Origin of the sequence: Acidovorax sp. JHL-9 (assembly GCF_000426205.1) — a bacterium.
GTDB classification, from domain to species: Bacteria; Pseudomonadota; Gammaproteobacteria; order Burkholderiales; family Burkholderiaceae_C; genus Acidovorax; species Acidovorax soli.
The window spans coordinates 1-15,478 of sequence record NZ_AUEX01000010.1; the positions used below are offsets into that span (position 1 = coordinate 1).

A 15,478-nucleotide genomic window follows, 5' to 3' on the forward strand; every position below is an offset into this window, starting at 1 on the left:
CAATACTGTTCAGATAGTATTTTTAAAGCCATAATCCTCATCCATCGAAGCTTCAATGGATGAGGGTGATGGCCAGAACACGCAAGACGCTGCCGTCGAGAGTTGACGTTGCGCATTTGATCAGCGCCGGGGTGCTGGCCAGCGTGTGTCCACGGACGTTGATCGAAGAAGTGTTGGCCGAGACCGGCAAGGCCAGCCAGCGGGAGCGGCTGCTGCCCGCGCCGGCAGTGGTGTATTACGTGATGGCGCTGGCGCTGTGGCGCGAAGCGCCGCTGGAGGAAGTGCTGCGCGTGGTGTGCGAAGGCCTGCAATGGCTCGGCGGCGGCCACACTGAGGCGGTGCAGGCCAGCAAGTCCGCGATCTCGCAGGCGCGCAGCCGGCTGGGCCCCGAGGTCATGCGCCAATTGGCCGATCGGGTGCTGCGCCCGCTGGCCGCGCCGGGGGCGCCAGGGGCGTGGTACCGGGGATTGCGCGTGATGGCCCTGGACGGCAGCTGCATGGACGTGGCCGACGAGGCGGCCAACGCCAAGTTCTTCGGCTACCCGGGCGCCTCGCGCGGCCAAAGCGCCTTCCCGCAGGCGCGCGTTCTGGGCCTGGTGGAATGCGGCACGCACGCGGTGGTGGCAGCCGGCATCGCACCCTACGGCCACAGCGAGCAGGTCATGGCCGCCCAGTTGCTGCCCGCCAAGCTCACGCCCGAGATGCTGGTGCTGGCCGACCGCAACTTCTACGGCTTCAAGCTCTGGCAGACCGCCTGCGCTACGGGCGCCAAGCTGGCCTGGCGGGTCAAATCCAACCTCAAGCTGCCGGTAGAGCAGATGTTGCCCGATGGCTCGTACCTGAGCCGCGTGTTCGACAGCGACGACCGCGCGCGGCGCGCAGGGCAAACGGTGCGTGTGATCGACTACGCGCTCGAGGGCTCGGCCACGCCGGCGCAGGGCAGCTACCGGCTGCTGACCAACCTCCTGGACCCCGATGCGGCGCCGGCCCTGGAGCTGGCCGCGCTGTACCACGAGCGCTGGGAGATCGAGGGGGTGTTCGATGAGTTCAAGACGCATTTGCGCGCCAACAGCACGGTGCTGCGCAGCAAGACGCCCGAGCTGGTGCAGCAGGAGCTGTGGGGGCTGCTGCTGGCGCACTTTGCGATTCGCCAGTTGATGGCGCAGGCGGCCTGGGCGCGCGAACTCGATCCGGATCGCCTGAGCTTCATGCACGCCGTGCGCGTGATCAAGCGCAAGATGCCGCAAGCTGCGGCCGTTTCCCCCTGAGCGTTTGCCTGCCTGGCGCGAGGCCCTGCTGGCCGAGATCGCGCGCGGGCGCTGCGTGAGCAGTCGTGGGCGCCTGAACCCGCGCGGCGTCAAGCGCAAGATGAGCAACTTCAATGTTCGGCATCGCGGCGCAGCGCTCCATTTGCGGCATCAGCCAGTGCCGGTGCTTCGTATCTGAACAGTATTTGCGCTAGCCAGGCCCCGTCGAAGCGGCCATTGCCCAGGTCGGCAGTTAAATGCGCCAACCAGCTGCCGCCAAGGAGCCCACCGGAAAGACGCATCGGATTGACACCGGACTCACCGGCCCAATACGACAAGGGCGAGCCGTTGAGCACTACCGGCCCGACCAGACCGGTGCAGTCTGCGGACAGCAGCGTCACAGCCCACCCGGCTTGGCAGTTGCCATAGAGCACAGGTGGCTTGCCAGGATGGCGTAGTGCGACCTCTTCGACGAAACGCCGAAGCACATGCAACACGTCTGCCAGGGTTTGACCCAGAGTCGGCTCCGGAAAGAAGATGACGAAATAAACCGGATGGCCTTCACGCATGGCCATCCCGACTTCGGAGTCGCGCTTGAAGCCGCCAATGCCGGGGCCGTGGCCGGCGCGTGGATCGACGATGATGACCGGCGGTTTTTCAGAGTCGACGCAGTCGTCCCAGCAATGCCCGTCGATTTCTGTGATGCGCAGCAGTGCATAGTTGACGGGCCGTTCGAAGCTGCGCGCGTCCAGCAGCGTTTCATACTTGAAGTCCAGAAGCGGCGGCAATCCGGCTCGCTCGTGCTCCAGCATGTTGTTCGCCCGCTGGCGAAGCGTGTCCCAGAACAGAATGGTGCGTTCGAAGAAGTCGCGCTGGTAATCGAAATAGTCCTGCGCCGAGGGAGTTTCAGCTGCTCTTTTCATACCCCCGGACGCATCCTGTGCCGCAGGCTTCAACAACTCCTCTGAATGATCCAAGACGGTCGGTGGTAGATCCGCTGCCTGGCGGTGCGTCCTTTGCACCGCTGCTTCCTTACCCCCCGCCGTGGTACGTTGAGAGGTCCGAGGTTTTTGTGGTGACATGGGGGTTTTCATCATTCCTCCGAACTACGGCGTCATTTTTTGCCACCCCGCAAACGCAGCGCATTCCCAATCACCGACACTGAGCTCAAGCTCATGGCCAGCGCTGCGATCAGCGGGGACAACAACCACCCAGTGAACGGGTACAGCACGCCTGCCGCAATCGGCACCCCAATGCCGTTGTAAACGAATGCGAACAGCAGGTTCTGGCGCATGTTTCGGACCGTGTCAGTGGAGATATCACGCGCCGCAGTGATTCCGCGCAAGTCGCCTTTGACCAGCGTGACCTGGCCACTGTTCATGGCCACATCGGTCCCCGTGCCCATGGCCACGCCGACATCGGCTTTGGCCAACGCCGGCGCATCGTTGATGCCATCGCCGGCCATCGCGACAATGCGGCCCTCTTTCTGGAGCCGCTCCACAAGCGCCAGCTTGTCGGCGGGCTTGACTTCGCCATGCACCTCGTCGATTCCCAGTTTGGCGCCCACTGCCTTGGCCGTGGTCAGGCCATCGCCAGTCGCCATCACGATGCGCAAGCCACTGGCGTGCAAATTTTGAATAGCTTCCCGCGTGGTGGCTTTGATGGGATCGGTCACGGCCAAGATTCCAGCCAGTTGTCTGTCCACGGCCAGATGCATCACGCTGGCGCCTTCACTGCGCAGACGCTCGCCATCGATCTTGAGCGCATCCGTGGCCACGCCCTCCTGCTGCATCAATGCGGTGTTGCCCAACACCAGATGCTTGCCATCGATCATGCCGCGCACGCCTATGCCGCTGCCGGACTCAAAATCAAGCGGTTTGATCAGTTCCAGGCCTTTGGCGCGTGCTGCGCTGACGATGGCCTCTGCCAAAGGATGCTCGCTGCCTTGGTCCAAACTTGCCGCAAGACGCAGAACTTCATCCGCTGTATAGCCGGGGGCAGCGACTGCGGTGTCGAAAGCGGGTTTACCTTCGGTCAGCGTTCCTGTCTTGTCCACAATCAGCGTGTCCACCTCGCGCATTTTTTCGATGGCGCCAGCGTCGCGGAACAGCACACCCTGTGTCGCGGCACGCCCTGTGGCCACCATCACCGACATGGGCGTGGCCAGTCCCAGCGCACAGGGGCACGCGATGATCAGCACGGCCACTGCGTTGATCAAGCCAAACACCCAGCTCGGTTCCGGACCGAAAAAACCCCAGACAAAGAAGGTGGCAATGGCGATGAGCACCACCACCACCACGAATTTGCCTGCGACCACGTCCGCCATTCGCTGCATGGGCGCCTTCGAGCGCTGGGCATTGGCCACCATCTGAACAATCTGCGACAGCATGGTGGCCGCACCGACTTTCTCGGAGCGCATCACCAAGGCGCCACTGGTGTTCATCGTGGCACCGATCACCTTGTCACCAAGGCGTTTTGTCACCGGCACAGGCTCACCGGTCAGCATGGATTCATCGACCGCACTGCTGCCTTCGGTCACAACGCCATCGACCGGCACTTTCTCTCCGGGGCGAATACGCAACAGGTCACCGACGTGAACATGGTTCAGCGGTACGTCTTCTTCGCTGCCGTCCGCATTGATGCGACGTGCCGTCTTGGGTGCCAAACCGAGTAGCGCCTTGATCGCCGCAGAAGTTTGTGAACGGGCCTTCAACTCGATGATCTGGCCCAACATGGTCAGCGAGATGATGACCACGGTCGCTTCATAGTAAACAGCCACACGCCCCATGGAGATAAACGAATCGGGGAACACGCCCGGCGCCAGGGTGGCCACCAGGCTGTAGAGAAAGGCCGCGCCTGTACCCAAGCTAATCAATGTCCACATGTTGGGGCTGCGAAGGACGAGGGACTGCCATCCGCGCACGAAGAAGGGCCAACCCGTCCACAACACGACAGGCAAGGACAGCGCCAGTTCAACCCAGGTTTGCACCTTCATGTCAAACCATCCGAGGCGATGGCCGAACATTGCAAGAACGGTGACGATGACCGTGAAGGGCAGTGTCCACCAGAAGCGATGCTGAAAATCCTTTAACTCATGGTTGTCTTCCTCGTCCAGGGGAATGATGGGCTCCAATGTCATGCCGCACTTGGGGCAGGTGCCAGGATGATCCTGCCGCACCTCGGGGTGCATGGGGCAGGTGTAGATGGTGCCGACCGGCTCTGGCGCGGTGTCCTCGGGTGCTGTGGATGCAAGGTACTGCAGTGGGGCCGCCGCGAACTTGCCTTGGCACTTGGCGCTACAGAAATAGTAGGGTCGACCGTCGTGCGTCAATTTGTGTTCAGACTGCTCCGTAACGGTCATGCCGCAAACCGGATCCTTCAGATCCGATGGTGGGGCTGGCTCGGCAGTAGGGGGACTGCCATGATGATGGTGTGCATGCATGTCCATTGCTTATTCCTTGTCGTTTTTGGAGCGCCGGGGCGTCTGCGCATGGCTTCCATGCCCACCATGGCCGCTATGACCGCCGTGGCCGTGCATCAGGTGCATCAGCGGACAGGCGAGGAGCAGCAGGTAGGGCCAATAACCTAAAACATGGCCCCAATGCTCTCGCAGCAGGTAAAAACCGGCGATCAAGGCCGCCGTTGCCAGCGCCATGCCGGCTGGGCGGCGCCAGAACGTAGGCGAATGAGAGTCGTTGTCAGGCTGATCCATGGCGTTGCTCCTTCAGAGTTGTCAGAAAAAGTATGTGTGCGGAGTCATCCGGCCAGACAATCCGAAATCAAATGCCGTGGCCGTTATCGGCAACCACAGGCCCCCGTGACGCCGCCGTGGCAGCCCGAGGCTTTAGGCTGCGAGGTTCCAGTAGAAATGGCCGCATCTGTGGCCAGCTTTGCGGTGTAGCCCGCATCCGTTAAGGCCCTCAGCAAAGGAGCGCTGCCCTGCGCCAGCTCCCCACTCACCCGGACACGGCCAGACGGGAGATCCACCTCTACCCCGCGAACCCCCGGCAGCGGCTGCAATGCCTGCGTGACGTGCTTGACGCATGAGCCACAGCTCATGCCCTCAACTTGCAGATCAATCGTGCTCATATTTCAAACTCCTAAAAAGTGAAACGTGTACCGCAGGGAAGAAATCCAGATCATCTTTTTGATACGGAGTCATTCGTCGACTCGAACTTGCCCATGCGAGGAATAAACCGGGGTGTTCGCTGGGCGTAGCTGTCGTACGCAGCACCGAATTGCCTGCGCATTTCGTTCTCTTCGGTGATGGCCAGACGCCCGTACATCAGGAGCAAGACTGGGAACATGACCAAGGTCAGCAACGTGGGCCACTGCAGCAGGAAGCCCAGCAAAATCATCACGAAAGCCACGTACTGCGGATGGCGAATGCGTGCGTAGGGGCCTGCTGTGGCGAGCGACTGGCGACGCTGAGCGTGGTACAGCACATTCCACGCGGTGGACAACAGGTAGAAACCAAAGCCCAGAAAAACGTAGCTGGCGATGTGCAGCACGCCAAAATGCGGGTCGCCCTTTTCGCCCAAGAGGGTAGACCACAGGTGACCCGAGCTGTGGGAGAGCAGATCCAGGTTAGGGAACTTGGTTTGCAACCATCCTGACATCAGATAAATCGTCAACGGGAAGCCATACATCTCTACGAACAAGGCAACGACGAAGGCTGCGAATGCGCCAAACGTCCTCCAGTCACGGGCCGTCGCAGGCTTGAAAAAGCTGAACGCAAACATGATGAAGATCGCTGAATTGATGATGACGAGCGACCACAGACCATAAGCGGATTCGGTATGGTTCACAGTTGACCTCCGTCCTTGCGTGAATCGGCAGTTTTCTTGGCATCAGGGTTGCTCTGGCCATGTCCGCCATGCATGAAGACATGCATCAGCGGGCAGGCGAGGAGCAGGAGAAAAGGCAGCGCCCCGACGACATGCGCGAGGTGTTCGGTCAACAGGAAATACGCTGCTACACCACCGATCACCACGAGGCCGATGGCATAGCGAGAACTCCAAAAGCTGGGGGGCGACTCGTGCCCGCCGTGTTGATGGTTCATGGTGACTCCCATTTCGGTGGATGCGTTACTTGGCTGGCGTAGCTGGCAGACGGTCCAGCATCATCTGCATCATGGACTCCATCATTTGCATGCGCTTTTCCATCATCTGATGGCGCTCGGCCATGTTGGTGGGCATGCCCTTGCCACCTTGCATGCCACCCATGCCCTGCATGCCTGCGCCCATCTGCTGCATCATTCCCATGCCGTCCTGCATCAGCTTCATGTGCTCGTCCATGAGCGCCTGCCGCTCTTCTGGCGTTTTGGCCGCCAGCATCTTTTCGTGCATCGCTTGCATGGCTTTCATGTGCTCGTCCATCTTGGCCATTCCAGCCATCTGCCCCGCACCCGTTGGCTTCGCGGCCGCCTTCATTTGGGTGGACGCAGGCGATGTGCTTCCTGCAGGGTGATGGGCCTTGTGCTCATCGGCGGTTTGCGCCATCACGCTCAGTGAGAGCGAAGCGACACAGATACCAACCAGGGTATGGCGAATTTTTGACATGGCGTTCTCCTTCTTACGGTGAAAAACCGTCGCATTCAGCATTCAAACCCTCTGACCGCGACGACACAGCACGCCCGAGCAGCGTGTTCTTACTGAGCGGGCTGAATGTCAGTGACAACCATCTTCCCGCCCTCGTTGATGACCATGAACTTGACCTTGTCGCCGGGCTTCACCTTGCCCAGCAGACTCTTGTCTTTTGCGGTGAACACCATGGTCATGCCGGGCATGTCCATGTGCTTGATTTCTCCGTGCTTGATGGTGACCTTGCCAGTTTCCTGATCGACCTTCTTGATTTCGCCGTCGGTCAGGGATGCCGATGCTTGGGACATATCCATCTTGCCGTGATCCATCATGGTCTGGGCGAAACTGCCCATGGGCGTGAATGTGCCCATGGCAAGAGCGGAGATGGCAAGAATGTTCTTGATGGTTTTCATGATTTCCTCACGATTGAGAGTAAAAAAAGTGGGTTATTTCATGGCCACTTTGACAGCGCCTTTCATGCCGGCCTCGAATGACCAGACATCAGGCACGCGAACTTGGCAGTGCCCGCCTTCTTGGCGAATTGCCAGACGATCTCACCTTGCTTGCCAAGGGCCCGCGTGACCTTGCTGGGCACATCACAAAAAATGACCGATCTCATGGAGGTGATTCTGAAGCGCGGTCATGTCAGAAAGCTGTGCGCCGGATTACAAATTTGTTATCTGCGTGTCAGGCACGCAGAAACTCGTCAAACTCACGTCTACGCCAGATAGCGGAGAGTGACCATGAAGATATTGATCGTCGAAGATGAGCCTAAAACCGGTGAATACCTTCGCCAGGGATTGAGCGAGGCCGGATTTGTGGCCGATCTGGCTCAAAACGGTAGCGATGGGCTGCACCTGGCACTCCATGGTGAGTACGACCTCGTGATCCTGGATGTCATGCTGCCCGGACTGGATGGCTGGCAGGTGCTGCAGTCCCTGCGCAATCGCGGATTGCAGATGCCTGTGTTGTTCCTCACGGCGCGAGACCAGGTGGAAGATCGGGTCAAAGGGTTGGAATTGGGCGCTGACGACTATCTGGTCAAGCCCTTTTCATTCGCCGAGTTGCTGGCCCGTGTACGGACAATCTTGCGCCGGGGCCGAGGAGGCACCGAAACCAACACATTGCGCGTGGCTGACCTGGAACTTGATCTGCTGCGCCGACGGGTCTCGCGGGGTGGCCGCCGCATTGACCTGACAGCCAAAGAATTTGGTTTGCTGGAGTTGCTGTTGCGCAGGCATGGAGAAGTGCTGCCTCGCTCGCTGATTGCCTCCCAGGTTTGGGACATGAACTTCGACAGCGACACCAACGTGATCGAAGTGGCGATGCGCCGCTTGCGCCTAAAGATCGACGAAGGCCAGGACGTCAAGTTGATCCAGACCGTGCGGGGTATGGGCTACGTGCTGGAAGCGCCGGAGAGCGTTTAGATGTTCCGGTTCCTATCGCTCACCCATCGTTTGGCCATCTTTTTCACGATCGTGGCTGCAGCCGTCGTGCTGGGGCTTGGAATGTTGTTTCTGGTTGCGACCGAACGCCACTTCCTGGAACTGGATCGAATCACTCTGAAAGATAAGCAGCACCTGATCGAAAACATAGTAGTCAATGCCAACTCCACCGATGAAATCCCATCGCGCTTACGCGAGTCATTGAACAATCATCACGGGTTGTTTGTCCTTGTCAAAAACGCTAATGGGGATGTTCTTTTCAGGACCGAAGGGTTTCAACCACCAGCCACTTTAGATGCGCCAACACCAAAAAATCGCACTTCTGAGATTCAGAGTTGGGAGAGCAAAGGCCGCGAATTTCGCGCGTTGAACTTGCGTTTCGACCCTGCTAATAGTGCGGCGCCACCCCTGGATGTCCTGATCGCTATTGACATGGAAGATCACATGCAATTCATGGCGCAATTACAGCGTACGCTTATGCTCTATGCTATTTGTGCCATCTTTGTCAGCGGGATGCTGGGATGGTTCGCAGCCTACAAAGGGATGGCACCGTTGCGCGCCATGAAGACCCGAGCCACAACGGTCAGCTCCCATCGTCTCGGCGAGCGGATGCCCATCGAAGCAGTTCCTGTGGAAATGGCTGACTTGGCACAGGAACTCAACAAAATGCTGGACAGACTGCAAAACGACTTTCAACGACTTTCCGAGTTCTCCTCGGACTTGGCGCATGAAATTCGCACGCCCATCAGCAACCTGCTGACGCAAACCCAGGTCGCACTCGCCAGCAAGAGAGACGCAGACACTTACCGCGACATTCTGGCGTCGAACGCGGAGGAGTTCCAACGCTTGGCGCGCATGGTGTCGGATATGTTGTTCCTGGCTAAGACAGATCGTGGGGTTGACTTGCCGAACAAGGAGCAGTTTTCCGCCGCGAAAGAAGCCCAGGCATTACTAGAATTTTACGAAGCCGTCGCTGAAGAAAAGAACGTCACACTACGCCAGTTCGGTGATGGAGACATCCTGGGTGACCGATTGATGTTTCGAAGAGCGCTGAGCAATCTGTTGTCGAACGCATTGCGCCATACCAATGACCATAGCGATGTAACGATTGACATCAGCGAGACAGCAAAGGCCGTTGTCGTGACGGTCGAGAACACGGGGGAGGACATTGACCCTCAAATCATTCCTCGCCTTTTTGACCGCTTCTACCGTGCCGACCCGTCTCGGTCCCACCCACAATCCGATGGTGCGGGCCTCGGACTATCAATTACCCGTGCCATCGCACAAGCGCACGGAGGACGCGTCACGGTTGAATCCGGTGCGGGGAGAACAAAGTTCAGTCTAGAATTTCCTAGCAGGCTGGCGTAATAGAAATAACTAACGCCAACAGAACTTCCACCAGCGTAACAGCACCTTATCTACTTACTGATCGGGATCAATTTTTCTGTAGAGACTTCCTTAAGAAGGGTTTCCAACAAAATGTAACCGATTACTCATCACTTCGTCACGAATGAACGGAACAATGAATACGCAATTCATGCAACCTACTTTCACGGAGGCATCGCCCCATGGAATTGCGTCATCTCCGCTGCTTTTTGGCGGTCGCGGAAGAGCTTCATTTTGCACGCGCGGCTGAAAAACTTCATATAGAACAGTCGCCTCTTTCACGTACCGTCAAGGAACTGGAGGAAGAGTTGGGGGTGCAGTTGTTCATCCGCACCAGTCGCAGCACGCGGCTGACCCTTGCAGGTAGGCTATTCCTGACGCATGTCCCTCGTGTCTTTACCGCGTTAGAGCAAGCCCGCGAAAGCGTGAAATCGGCCGCCAATGGCTTCCATGGGCAGTTGCGCATTGCTTTATCCGATGGCATTACGCCGTCGCGCCTGCCTGCTCTGCTGGCGCACTGCCGCGAGGAAGACCCGGAAATAGAAATACGACTGTTCGAGGTTCCGTTGGCCCAACAACTCAAGGGCTTGCATGATGACCTGTATGACGCGGGTTTCTCGATGGCCGACGAAGTGGGCGACGGCATCATCGTCGAGTCGGCCTGGGAAGACGAGTTGATGGTGGCCGTGCCCGCACGCCATCCGGCTCTGGCCTATAAGCGAATCCCGCTGGAGGAAGTGCTACGTTACCCCCTTGTGCTGGGCGATCCCGCCGTCTGCGAAGGCCATGCCCGCCAAATCGACCGAATCCTGCGCAAGCAGGAAAAGGAACCCTTGGTGGTTCAGCACGTCGCTACATTTGATGTGATGATGGCGCTTGTGTCGGCCGGTTTGGCGTTAGGGCTTGCGGGCACAGCGCATATTGCTGCCAGCCGCGAACCAGGGGTAGTGGGCCGCCCGCTCGCAGGGCGCTCCCCTATGCTGACCACCTATCTGCTGCGCCGGGATACCGAACCGTCTCAGGCGCTGGCTCGCTTTATTGAGCGGTTGGCCTCCCAGGGGTCGGATGACGCCTAACGCCCAAACCCGCTTCTCAAGTGTCACGCCTTCGAGGAATCAGGTCATGAGCCCGTTCAACATCTTCGCCTCATTGTCGTTAGCCACGCTATTGGCCTCTTGCGGTCAGTCTTCTGCTCCAGGCGAGACGGTGGAATCCTTGGCAGCCGATCCCGAGCGGCTGAAAGAATTGCGCCAGCAGTGCAAGCTGAACCGCGCCAAGTTGGGCGACGAACTTTGCAACCGCGTGGCCGAAGCGACGAACCGCCGCTTCTTCGGCAATGGCAAGGTGCCTTATACACTGCCTAAGGAATCGTCGAATTTTTAACCGTGGCCGGTAAGCCACACATCGCTCGATTTTCTGCTCGCTACGCCGCAACGCGCCTTTGCTTGCGGCGCTTTTACTGTCTTCGTCCTTGCTTGAATCGATGTTTTTTGCATCATCTTCGTTCTGATAACAGTCTTTGACCGGCACTGACCCGGCACCGATCCTGACGCCAGCGGCACGTTGTTGTGCAGCCGTTGAGCGGAGTGCGCGCAGGAAAAATCGGAGGCCGGGAGATGCAAGGAACGAACGTGCTGTTCGGTCAGATCGCCGTGGTATTCGGCATCGTGATCGCCGGAGTGTGGAGCGCCACACAATGGACAGCAGCGGCCCTGGGCTATCAACTACGCCTGGGTTCGCCCTGGTTCGATCTGTTGGGCACACCGATCTACCACCCGTGGAAGCTGTTCGAGTGGTGGTTCTTCTTCGATGCCTATGCGTCCCACATCTTCGACGTGGGCGGCGCCATTGCCGCCGGCAGCGGTTTGCTTGCCGTGGTGGTCGCCATCGGCATGTCTATCTGGCGCTCGCGCCAGTCGCGCCTGGTCACGACCTACGGTTCGGCACGCTGGGCCGACGCCAGCGACATTAGCAAGGCAGGGCTGACCCAGCCCGCTGGTGTGTTCCTCGGTCGGCATGGTGATGAGTACCTGCGCCACGAAGGTCCGGAACACGTCCTGACCTTCGCGCCCACACGCTCGGGCAAGGGCGTTGGCCTGGTGGTGCCCACACTGCTGTCCTGGCCCGCATCCGCCGTCATCCATGACATCAAGGGCGAGAACTGGACCATCACCGCCGGCTGGCGCGCGCGCTTTTCGCACTGTCTGCTGTTCAACCCGACCGATGCGAAGTCGGCCGCCTACAACCCACTGCTGGAAGTTCGGCGCGGCGCACATGAAGTGCGCGACGTGCAGAACATTGCAGACATCCTGGTCGATCCCGAAGGCGCGCTGGAGAAGCGAAACCACTGGGAGAAGACTTCGCACGCGCTGTTGGTCGGTGCCATCTTGCATGTGCTCTATGCCGACGAAGACAAGACGCTGCGGGGTGTGGCGAACTTCCTCAGTGATCCGGCGTGTCCGTTCGAGCTGACGCTGCACCGGATGATGAGCACGCGGCATCTGGGCAACGACCCGCATCCGGTCGTTGCCTCCGCTGCCCGCGAAGTGCTCAACAAGAGCGACAACGAACGCTCCGGCGTTCTCTCCACGGCCATGTCGTTCCTCGGCCTGTACCGTGATCCCACGGTGGCCGAAGTCACCTCGCGCTGCGACTGGCGCATTGCGGACCTGATTTCCGCCGAACATCCAGTATCGCTGTACCTCGTGGTGCCACCCTCGGACATCAGCCGCACGAAGCCGCTGATCCGGTTGATCCTCAACCAGATCGGTCGGCGGCTCACGGAATCACTCGACGGCAGCGACGGCATCGCCCGCCGTCACAAGCTGCTGCTGATGCTCGATGAGTTCCCCGCGCTGGGCCGCTTGGACTTCTTCGAGACGGCCCTGGCCTTCATGGCGGGCTATGGCATCCGGAGCTTCCTGATTGCACAGTCGCTCAACCAGATCGACAAGGCGTATGGGCAGAACCATTCAATCCTGGACAACTGCCATGTGCGCGTGACGTTCGCCACCAACGACGAACGTACCGCCAAGCGAATTTCTGAAACGCTGGGCACAGCGACCGAGCTGCGCGCGCAGCGCAACTACGCGGGCCACAGGCTCGCCCCGTGGCTGGGCCATCTGATGGTGTCGCGTCAGGAGACGGCCCGGCCGCTGCTCACCCCTGGCGAGGTCATGCAACTGCCCACCGATGAATCGGTGGTGATGGTGTCCGGCCATGCGCCGATCAAGGCCAAGAAGCTGCGCTACTACGCGGACGCCAACTTCAAGCGGCGCGTGCTGTCGCCGCCCGCGCTCGCGGCGGATTGCTACGCCGACGTGCCGCGCGCGCGTCCTGACGACTGGAGCGGGCTGGCGATTCCTCTTGTCCCCACGCCGCCCGCTTCCACAACCGCTGATGGCTTGGAGCACCTGGGCACGGCCGATGACGGCGGCCCACGCCAGCAACCCGAACTGTCCGAAGTCGTCACCTACAACCCCGAACAGGAACACCCGGCCAGCGACCTGTCGCTGCTTGATGACGACGACGTCCCGCTTCCCCTTCCGCGTCAGCTCGATCCGGCCATGCAGCGCACGGCCCGGCTGGCATCCCTCGACCCCAACGACGGAATCGATCTATGAGTCCCAGCCACTCCACCTACCGCCTGAATCTTTTCATCCAACCTGAACACGCCAAGCGGCTCGATGAGCTGGCCGCCAAGAAAGGTGTGTCCAAGTCCAGCATCGTCGCGGCGGCGCTCGCATCATGGCTGTCACCGGACGCGGCCAACCAGCGCGAGGCAGCGATTTCCAAGCGGCTGGATCGCCTGTCGCGCCAGGCCGAGCGCCTGGAGCGCGACCAGAACATCCAGATTGAGACGCTGGCTCTGTTCATCCGCTACTACCTCACGGTCAGCACGCCGGTTCCCGAAGCGCATCAGGACGCGGCACGCGCCCAGGGCAAGGCGCGTTTCGAGCAGTTCGTCGAACAGTTGGGTCGCCACCTGCTGCGCGGGCGCAGCCTGGTGCGCGACGTGGTGGAAGAACTGCATCCCCAGGGTCACGAGTTCGGCATGCACATGGATGAAGCAGCGACGTTGGCCGAAGCGCAGGAGCGTGCCTCATGAGCGCCGTACCCCAACTCCCGGCAGAACCTCGTTCGTCCGCTGCCACGTCTCTGGATCGCCGCATCCAGATGCTGCGCACCGCAATGGGTCCGCTGATTTCTACCGTGCTCGAAGACCCGGACGTGGTGGAGATCATGCTCAATCCTGACCGGACGCTCTGGCTCGACCGGCTTTCTACCGGCCGCGCACCGATGGGAGCGGAGTTGTCCGAAGCCGATGGTGAACGCATCATCCGCCTCGTCGCGGCTCACGTCGGCGCGGAAGTGCATCGCGGTCAGCCGCTGCTGACGGCCGAACTGCCCGAGACGGGCGAACGCTTCGAGGGCATCCTGCCGCCGGCCGCGCCAGGGCCAGCCTTCGCGCTGCGCAAGCGCGCCGTGGGCGTCATCCCGCTAGCGCGCTACGTCGAAGACGGAATGATGACCAGCGCCCAGGCTGGCTTTGTGGTGCGGGCTGTGCGCGAACGCCAGAACATCCTGATTGCCGGCGGCACCAGCACGGGCAAGACGACCTTGGCGAATGCCTTGCTCGCAGAGATCGCCGCCACTGGCGACCGCGTGCTGGTGCTGGAAGACACGGTGGAGCTGCAGTGCGCAGCCCGTGACCACGTTCCGTTGCGTACCCGCCAGGGGGTGGTGTCCATGACCGAGCTGGTGCGCTCGTCCATGCGCCTGCGCCCGGATCGCGTGGTCGTCGGCGAGGTGCGCGGCGCCGAGGCGCTGGATCTCATCAAGGTGTGGGGCACGGGCCATCCGGGCGGCATCGCCACCATCCATGCCGGCTCTGCCTTGGGCGCGCTGCTGCGCCTGGAGCAACTGATCCTCGAAGTGGCGGTGAAACCGCCCCGCGCGTTAATCGCCGAGGCGGTCAACGTGGTGATCTACATCGCTGGGCGCGGACGCAAGCGCCGCATTGAAAGCATCGCCCGCGTCATCGGCTTTGACGGCGTGGGCTATCGCCTGGTGGACGCGCTGGAAGCGCCGTTTCCCGAGCCACCGCCGGTTCCCTCTGAGCTTTCCTCATCCCTCAACCCCTCTGGAGAACTTCCATGACGTACACCCATGCTTTCCGCATTCCCGTAAATCCACTTTCCTGCCTATCCCGCCTCGTACGACTGCGCGGTCTTGCCCGTCCTGCGGGACAAGGGCTGCTGCTGGCCGCGCTGATGCTGCTGATCGCCGGCACGGCCCAAGCCGCCGGTTCCTCGATGCCGTGGGAAGGCCCGCTGCAATCCATTCTCGAATCCATCCAGGGGCCGGTAGCTCGGATTGTGGCGGTCATCATCATCATCGCCACAGGCCTGGCGCTGGCCTTTGGCGATACCAGCGGTGGTTTCCGCAAGCTGATCCAGATCGTCTTCGGTCTGTCCATCGCCTTCGCGGCTTCGAGCTTCTTCCTGTCGTTCTTCAGCTTCTCGGGCGGAGCCGTCGTATGAGCGCGCCCGAGGAATTCGCCACTGGCTTTGAAGTGCCGCTGCATCGTTCGCTGACCGAGCCGATCCTGCTGGGCGGTGCGCCGCGCACCGTGGCGATTGCCAACGGCACGCTAGCCGCTGCCGTCGGGTTGGGCCTGCAGCTGTGGATTCCTGGGCTGATGCTCTGGATTGCCGGCCATGCTCTGGCGGTCTGGGGTGCGCGCGTCGACCCGCAGTTTATGCAGGTCTTTGTGTGGCACATCAAACACAAGCCGCTGCTGGACGTGTGAGGGGAA

The 15,478-nt window shown here is 60.5% G+C and carries 17 protein-coding genes and 1 pseudogene; 10 read left to right on the forward strand and 8 right to left on the reverse strand.

Annotation, left to right across the window (positions count from 1 at the left end; all coding sequences use genetic code 11):
* Positions 1-59 precede the first annotated feature (59 nt).
* Positions 60-1,268: an IS4-like element ISBvi1 family transposase gene (locus K225_RS0107990; RefSeq protein WP_011517431.1), complete on the forward strand. Its 1,209-nt coding sequence runs from the start codon at positions 60-62 to the stop codon at positions 1,266-1,268.
* A gap of 185 nt (positions 1,269-1,453) precedes the next feature.
* Here the strand turns inward: K225_RS0107990 and K225_RS20585 are convergent.
* The 8 genes and pseudogenes from K225_RS20585 to K225_RS0108030 all read right to left on the reverse strand — a co-directional run.
* Positions 1,454-2,341, reverse strand: a pseudogene (locus tag K225_RS20585) (DUF3141 domain-containing protein); the annotation flags it as partial.
* Positions 2,342-2,361: 20 nt separating this feature from the next.
* A complete protein-coding gene (locus K225_RS0108000) occupies positions 2,362-4,695 on the reverse strand; it encodes a heavy metal translocating P-type ATPase (protein ID WP_026435911.1) in 2,334 nt (777 codons plus the stop codon).
* A 3-nt stretch (positions 4,696-4,698) separates the two neighbouring features.
* Entirely contained in the window at positions 4,699-4,959 is a 261-nt protein-coding gene (locus K225_RS0108005) for a DUF2933 domain-containing protein (RefSeq protein WP_026435912.1), read from the reverse strand.
* 83 nt (positions 4,960-5,042) lie between these two features.
* Positions 5,043-5,336, reverse strand: a complete 294-nt coding sequence (locus tag K225_RS0108010; protein ID WP_026435913.1) for a heavy-metal-associated domain-containing protein — start codon at positions 5,334-5,336, stop codon at positions 5,043-5,045.
* Between the two features lie 50 nt (positions 5,337-5,386).
* A complete protein-coding gene (locus K225_RS0108015; RefSeq protein WP_026435914.1) occupies positions 5,387-6,055 on the reverse strand; it encodes an isoprenylcysteine carboxylmethyltransferase family protein in 669 nt (222 codons plus the stop codon).
* Positions 6,052-6,309: a DUF2933 domain-containing protein gene (locus K225_RS0108020; protein ID WP_026435915.1), complete on the reverse strand. Its 258-nt coding sequence runs from the start codon at positions 6,307-6,309 to the stop codon at positions 6,052-6,054. The genes K225_RS0108015 and K225_RS0108020 overlap by 4 nt, the downstream gene beginning before the upstream one ends.
* Positions 6,310-6,334: 25 nt before the next feature.
* Positions 6,335-6,808: a hypothetical protein gene (locus tag K225_RS0108025; protein WP_026435916.1), complete on the reverse strand. Its 474-nt coding sequence runs from the start codon at positions 6,806-6,808 to the stop codon at positions 6,335-6,337.
* Positions 6,809-6,897: 89 nt separating this feature from the next.
* Positions 6,898-7,242, reverse strand: a complete 345-nt coding sequence (locus K225_RS0108030) for a copper-binding protein (RefSeq protein ID WP_026435917.1) — start codon at positions 7,240-7,242, stop codon at positions 6,898-6,900.
* Between the two features lie 330 nt (positions 7,243-7,572).
* On the opposite strand from K225_RS0108030, the gene K225_RS0108040 reads away from it, so the two are divergent.
* From K225_RS0108040 to K225_RS0108080, 9 genes are all read left to right on the forward strand, one after another.
* Entirely contained in the window at positions 7,573-8,256 is a 684-nt protein-coding gene (locus K225_RS0108040; protein WP_026435918.1) for a heavy metal response regulator transcription factor, read from the forward strand.
* Positions 8,257-9,642, forward strand: a complete 1,386-nt coding sequence (locus K225_RS0108045) for a heavy metal sensor histidine kinase (RefSeq protein ID WP_026435919.1) — start codon at positions 8,257-8,259, stop codon at positions 9,640-9,642.
* Between the two features lie 200 nt (positions 9,643-9,842).
* On the forward strand, positions 9,843-10,736 hold the full coding sequence (locus K225_RS0108050) for a LysR family transcriptional regulator (RefSeq protein WP_026435920.1): 894 nt from the start codon (positions 9,843-9,845) through the stop codon (positions 10,734-10,736).
* 46 nt (positions 10,737-10,782) lie between these two features.
* Positions 10,783-11,043, forward strand: a complete 261-nt coding sequence (locus K225_RS0108055; protein WP_026435921.1) for an EexN family lipoprotein — start codon at positions 10,783-10,785, stop codon at positions 11,041-11,043.
* A gap of 233 nt (positions 11,044-11,276) precedes the next feature.
* On the forward strand, positions 11,277-13,283 hold the full coding sequence (locus tag K225_RS0108060; RefSeq protein WP_026435922.1) for a conjugal transfer protein TraG: 2,007 nt from the start codon (positions 11,277-11,279) through the stop codon (positions 13,281-13,283).
* Entirely contained in the window at positions 13,280-13,768 is a 489-nt protein-coding gene (locus K225_RS0108065; RefSeq protein WP_034712117.1) for a ribbon-helix-helix protein, CopG family, read from the forward strand. Before K225_RS0108060 ends, K225_RS0108065 begins: the two co-directional genes overlap by 4 nt.
* Complete coding sequence (trbB, locus tag K225_RS0108070) at positions 13,765-14,820, forward strand: P-type conjugative transfer ATPase TrbB (RefSeq protein ID WP_024815638.1); 1,056 nt, start codon at positions 13,765-13,767, stop codon at positions 14,818-14,820. The genes K225_RS0108065 and trbB overlap by 4 nt, the downstream gene beginning before the upstream one ends.
* A complete protein-coding gene (locus tag K225_RS0108075) occupies positions 14,817-15,203 on the forward strand; it encodes a TrbC/VirB2 family protein (protein ID WP_024815639.1) in 387 nt (128 codons plus the stop codon). The genes trbB and K225_RS0108075 overlap by 4 nt, the downstream gene beginning before the upstream one ends.
* Entirely contained in the window at positions 15,200-15,472 is a 273-nt protein-coding gene (locus K225_RS0108080; protein ID WP_024815640.1) for a VirB3 family type IV secretion system protein, read from the forward strand. Before K225_RS0108075 ends, K225_RS0108080 begins: the two co-directional genes overlap by 4 nt.
* Positions 15,473-15,478 lie beyond the last annotated feature (6 nt).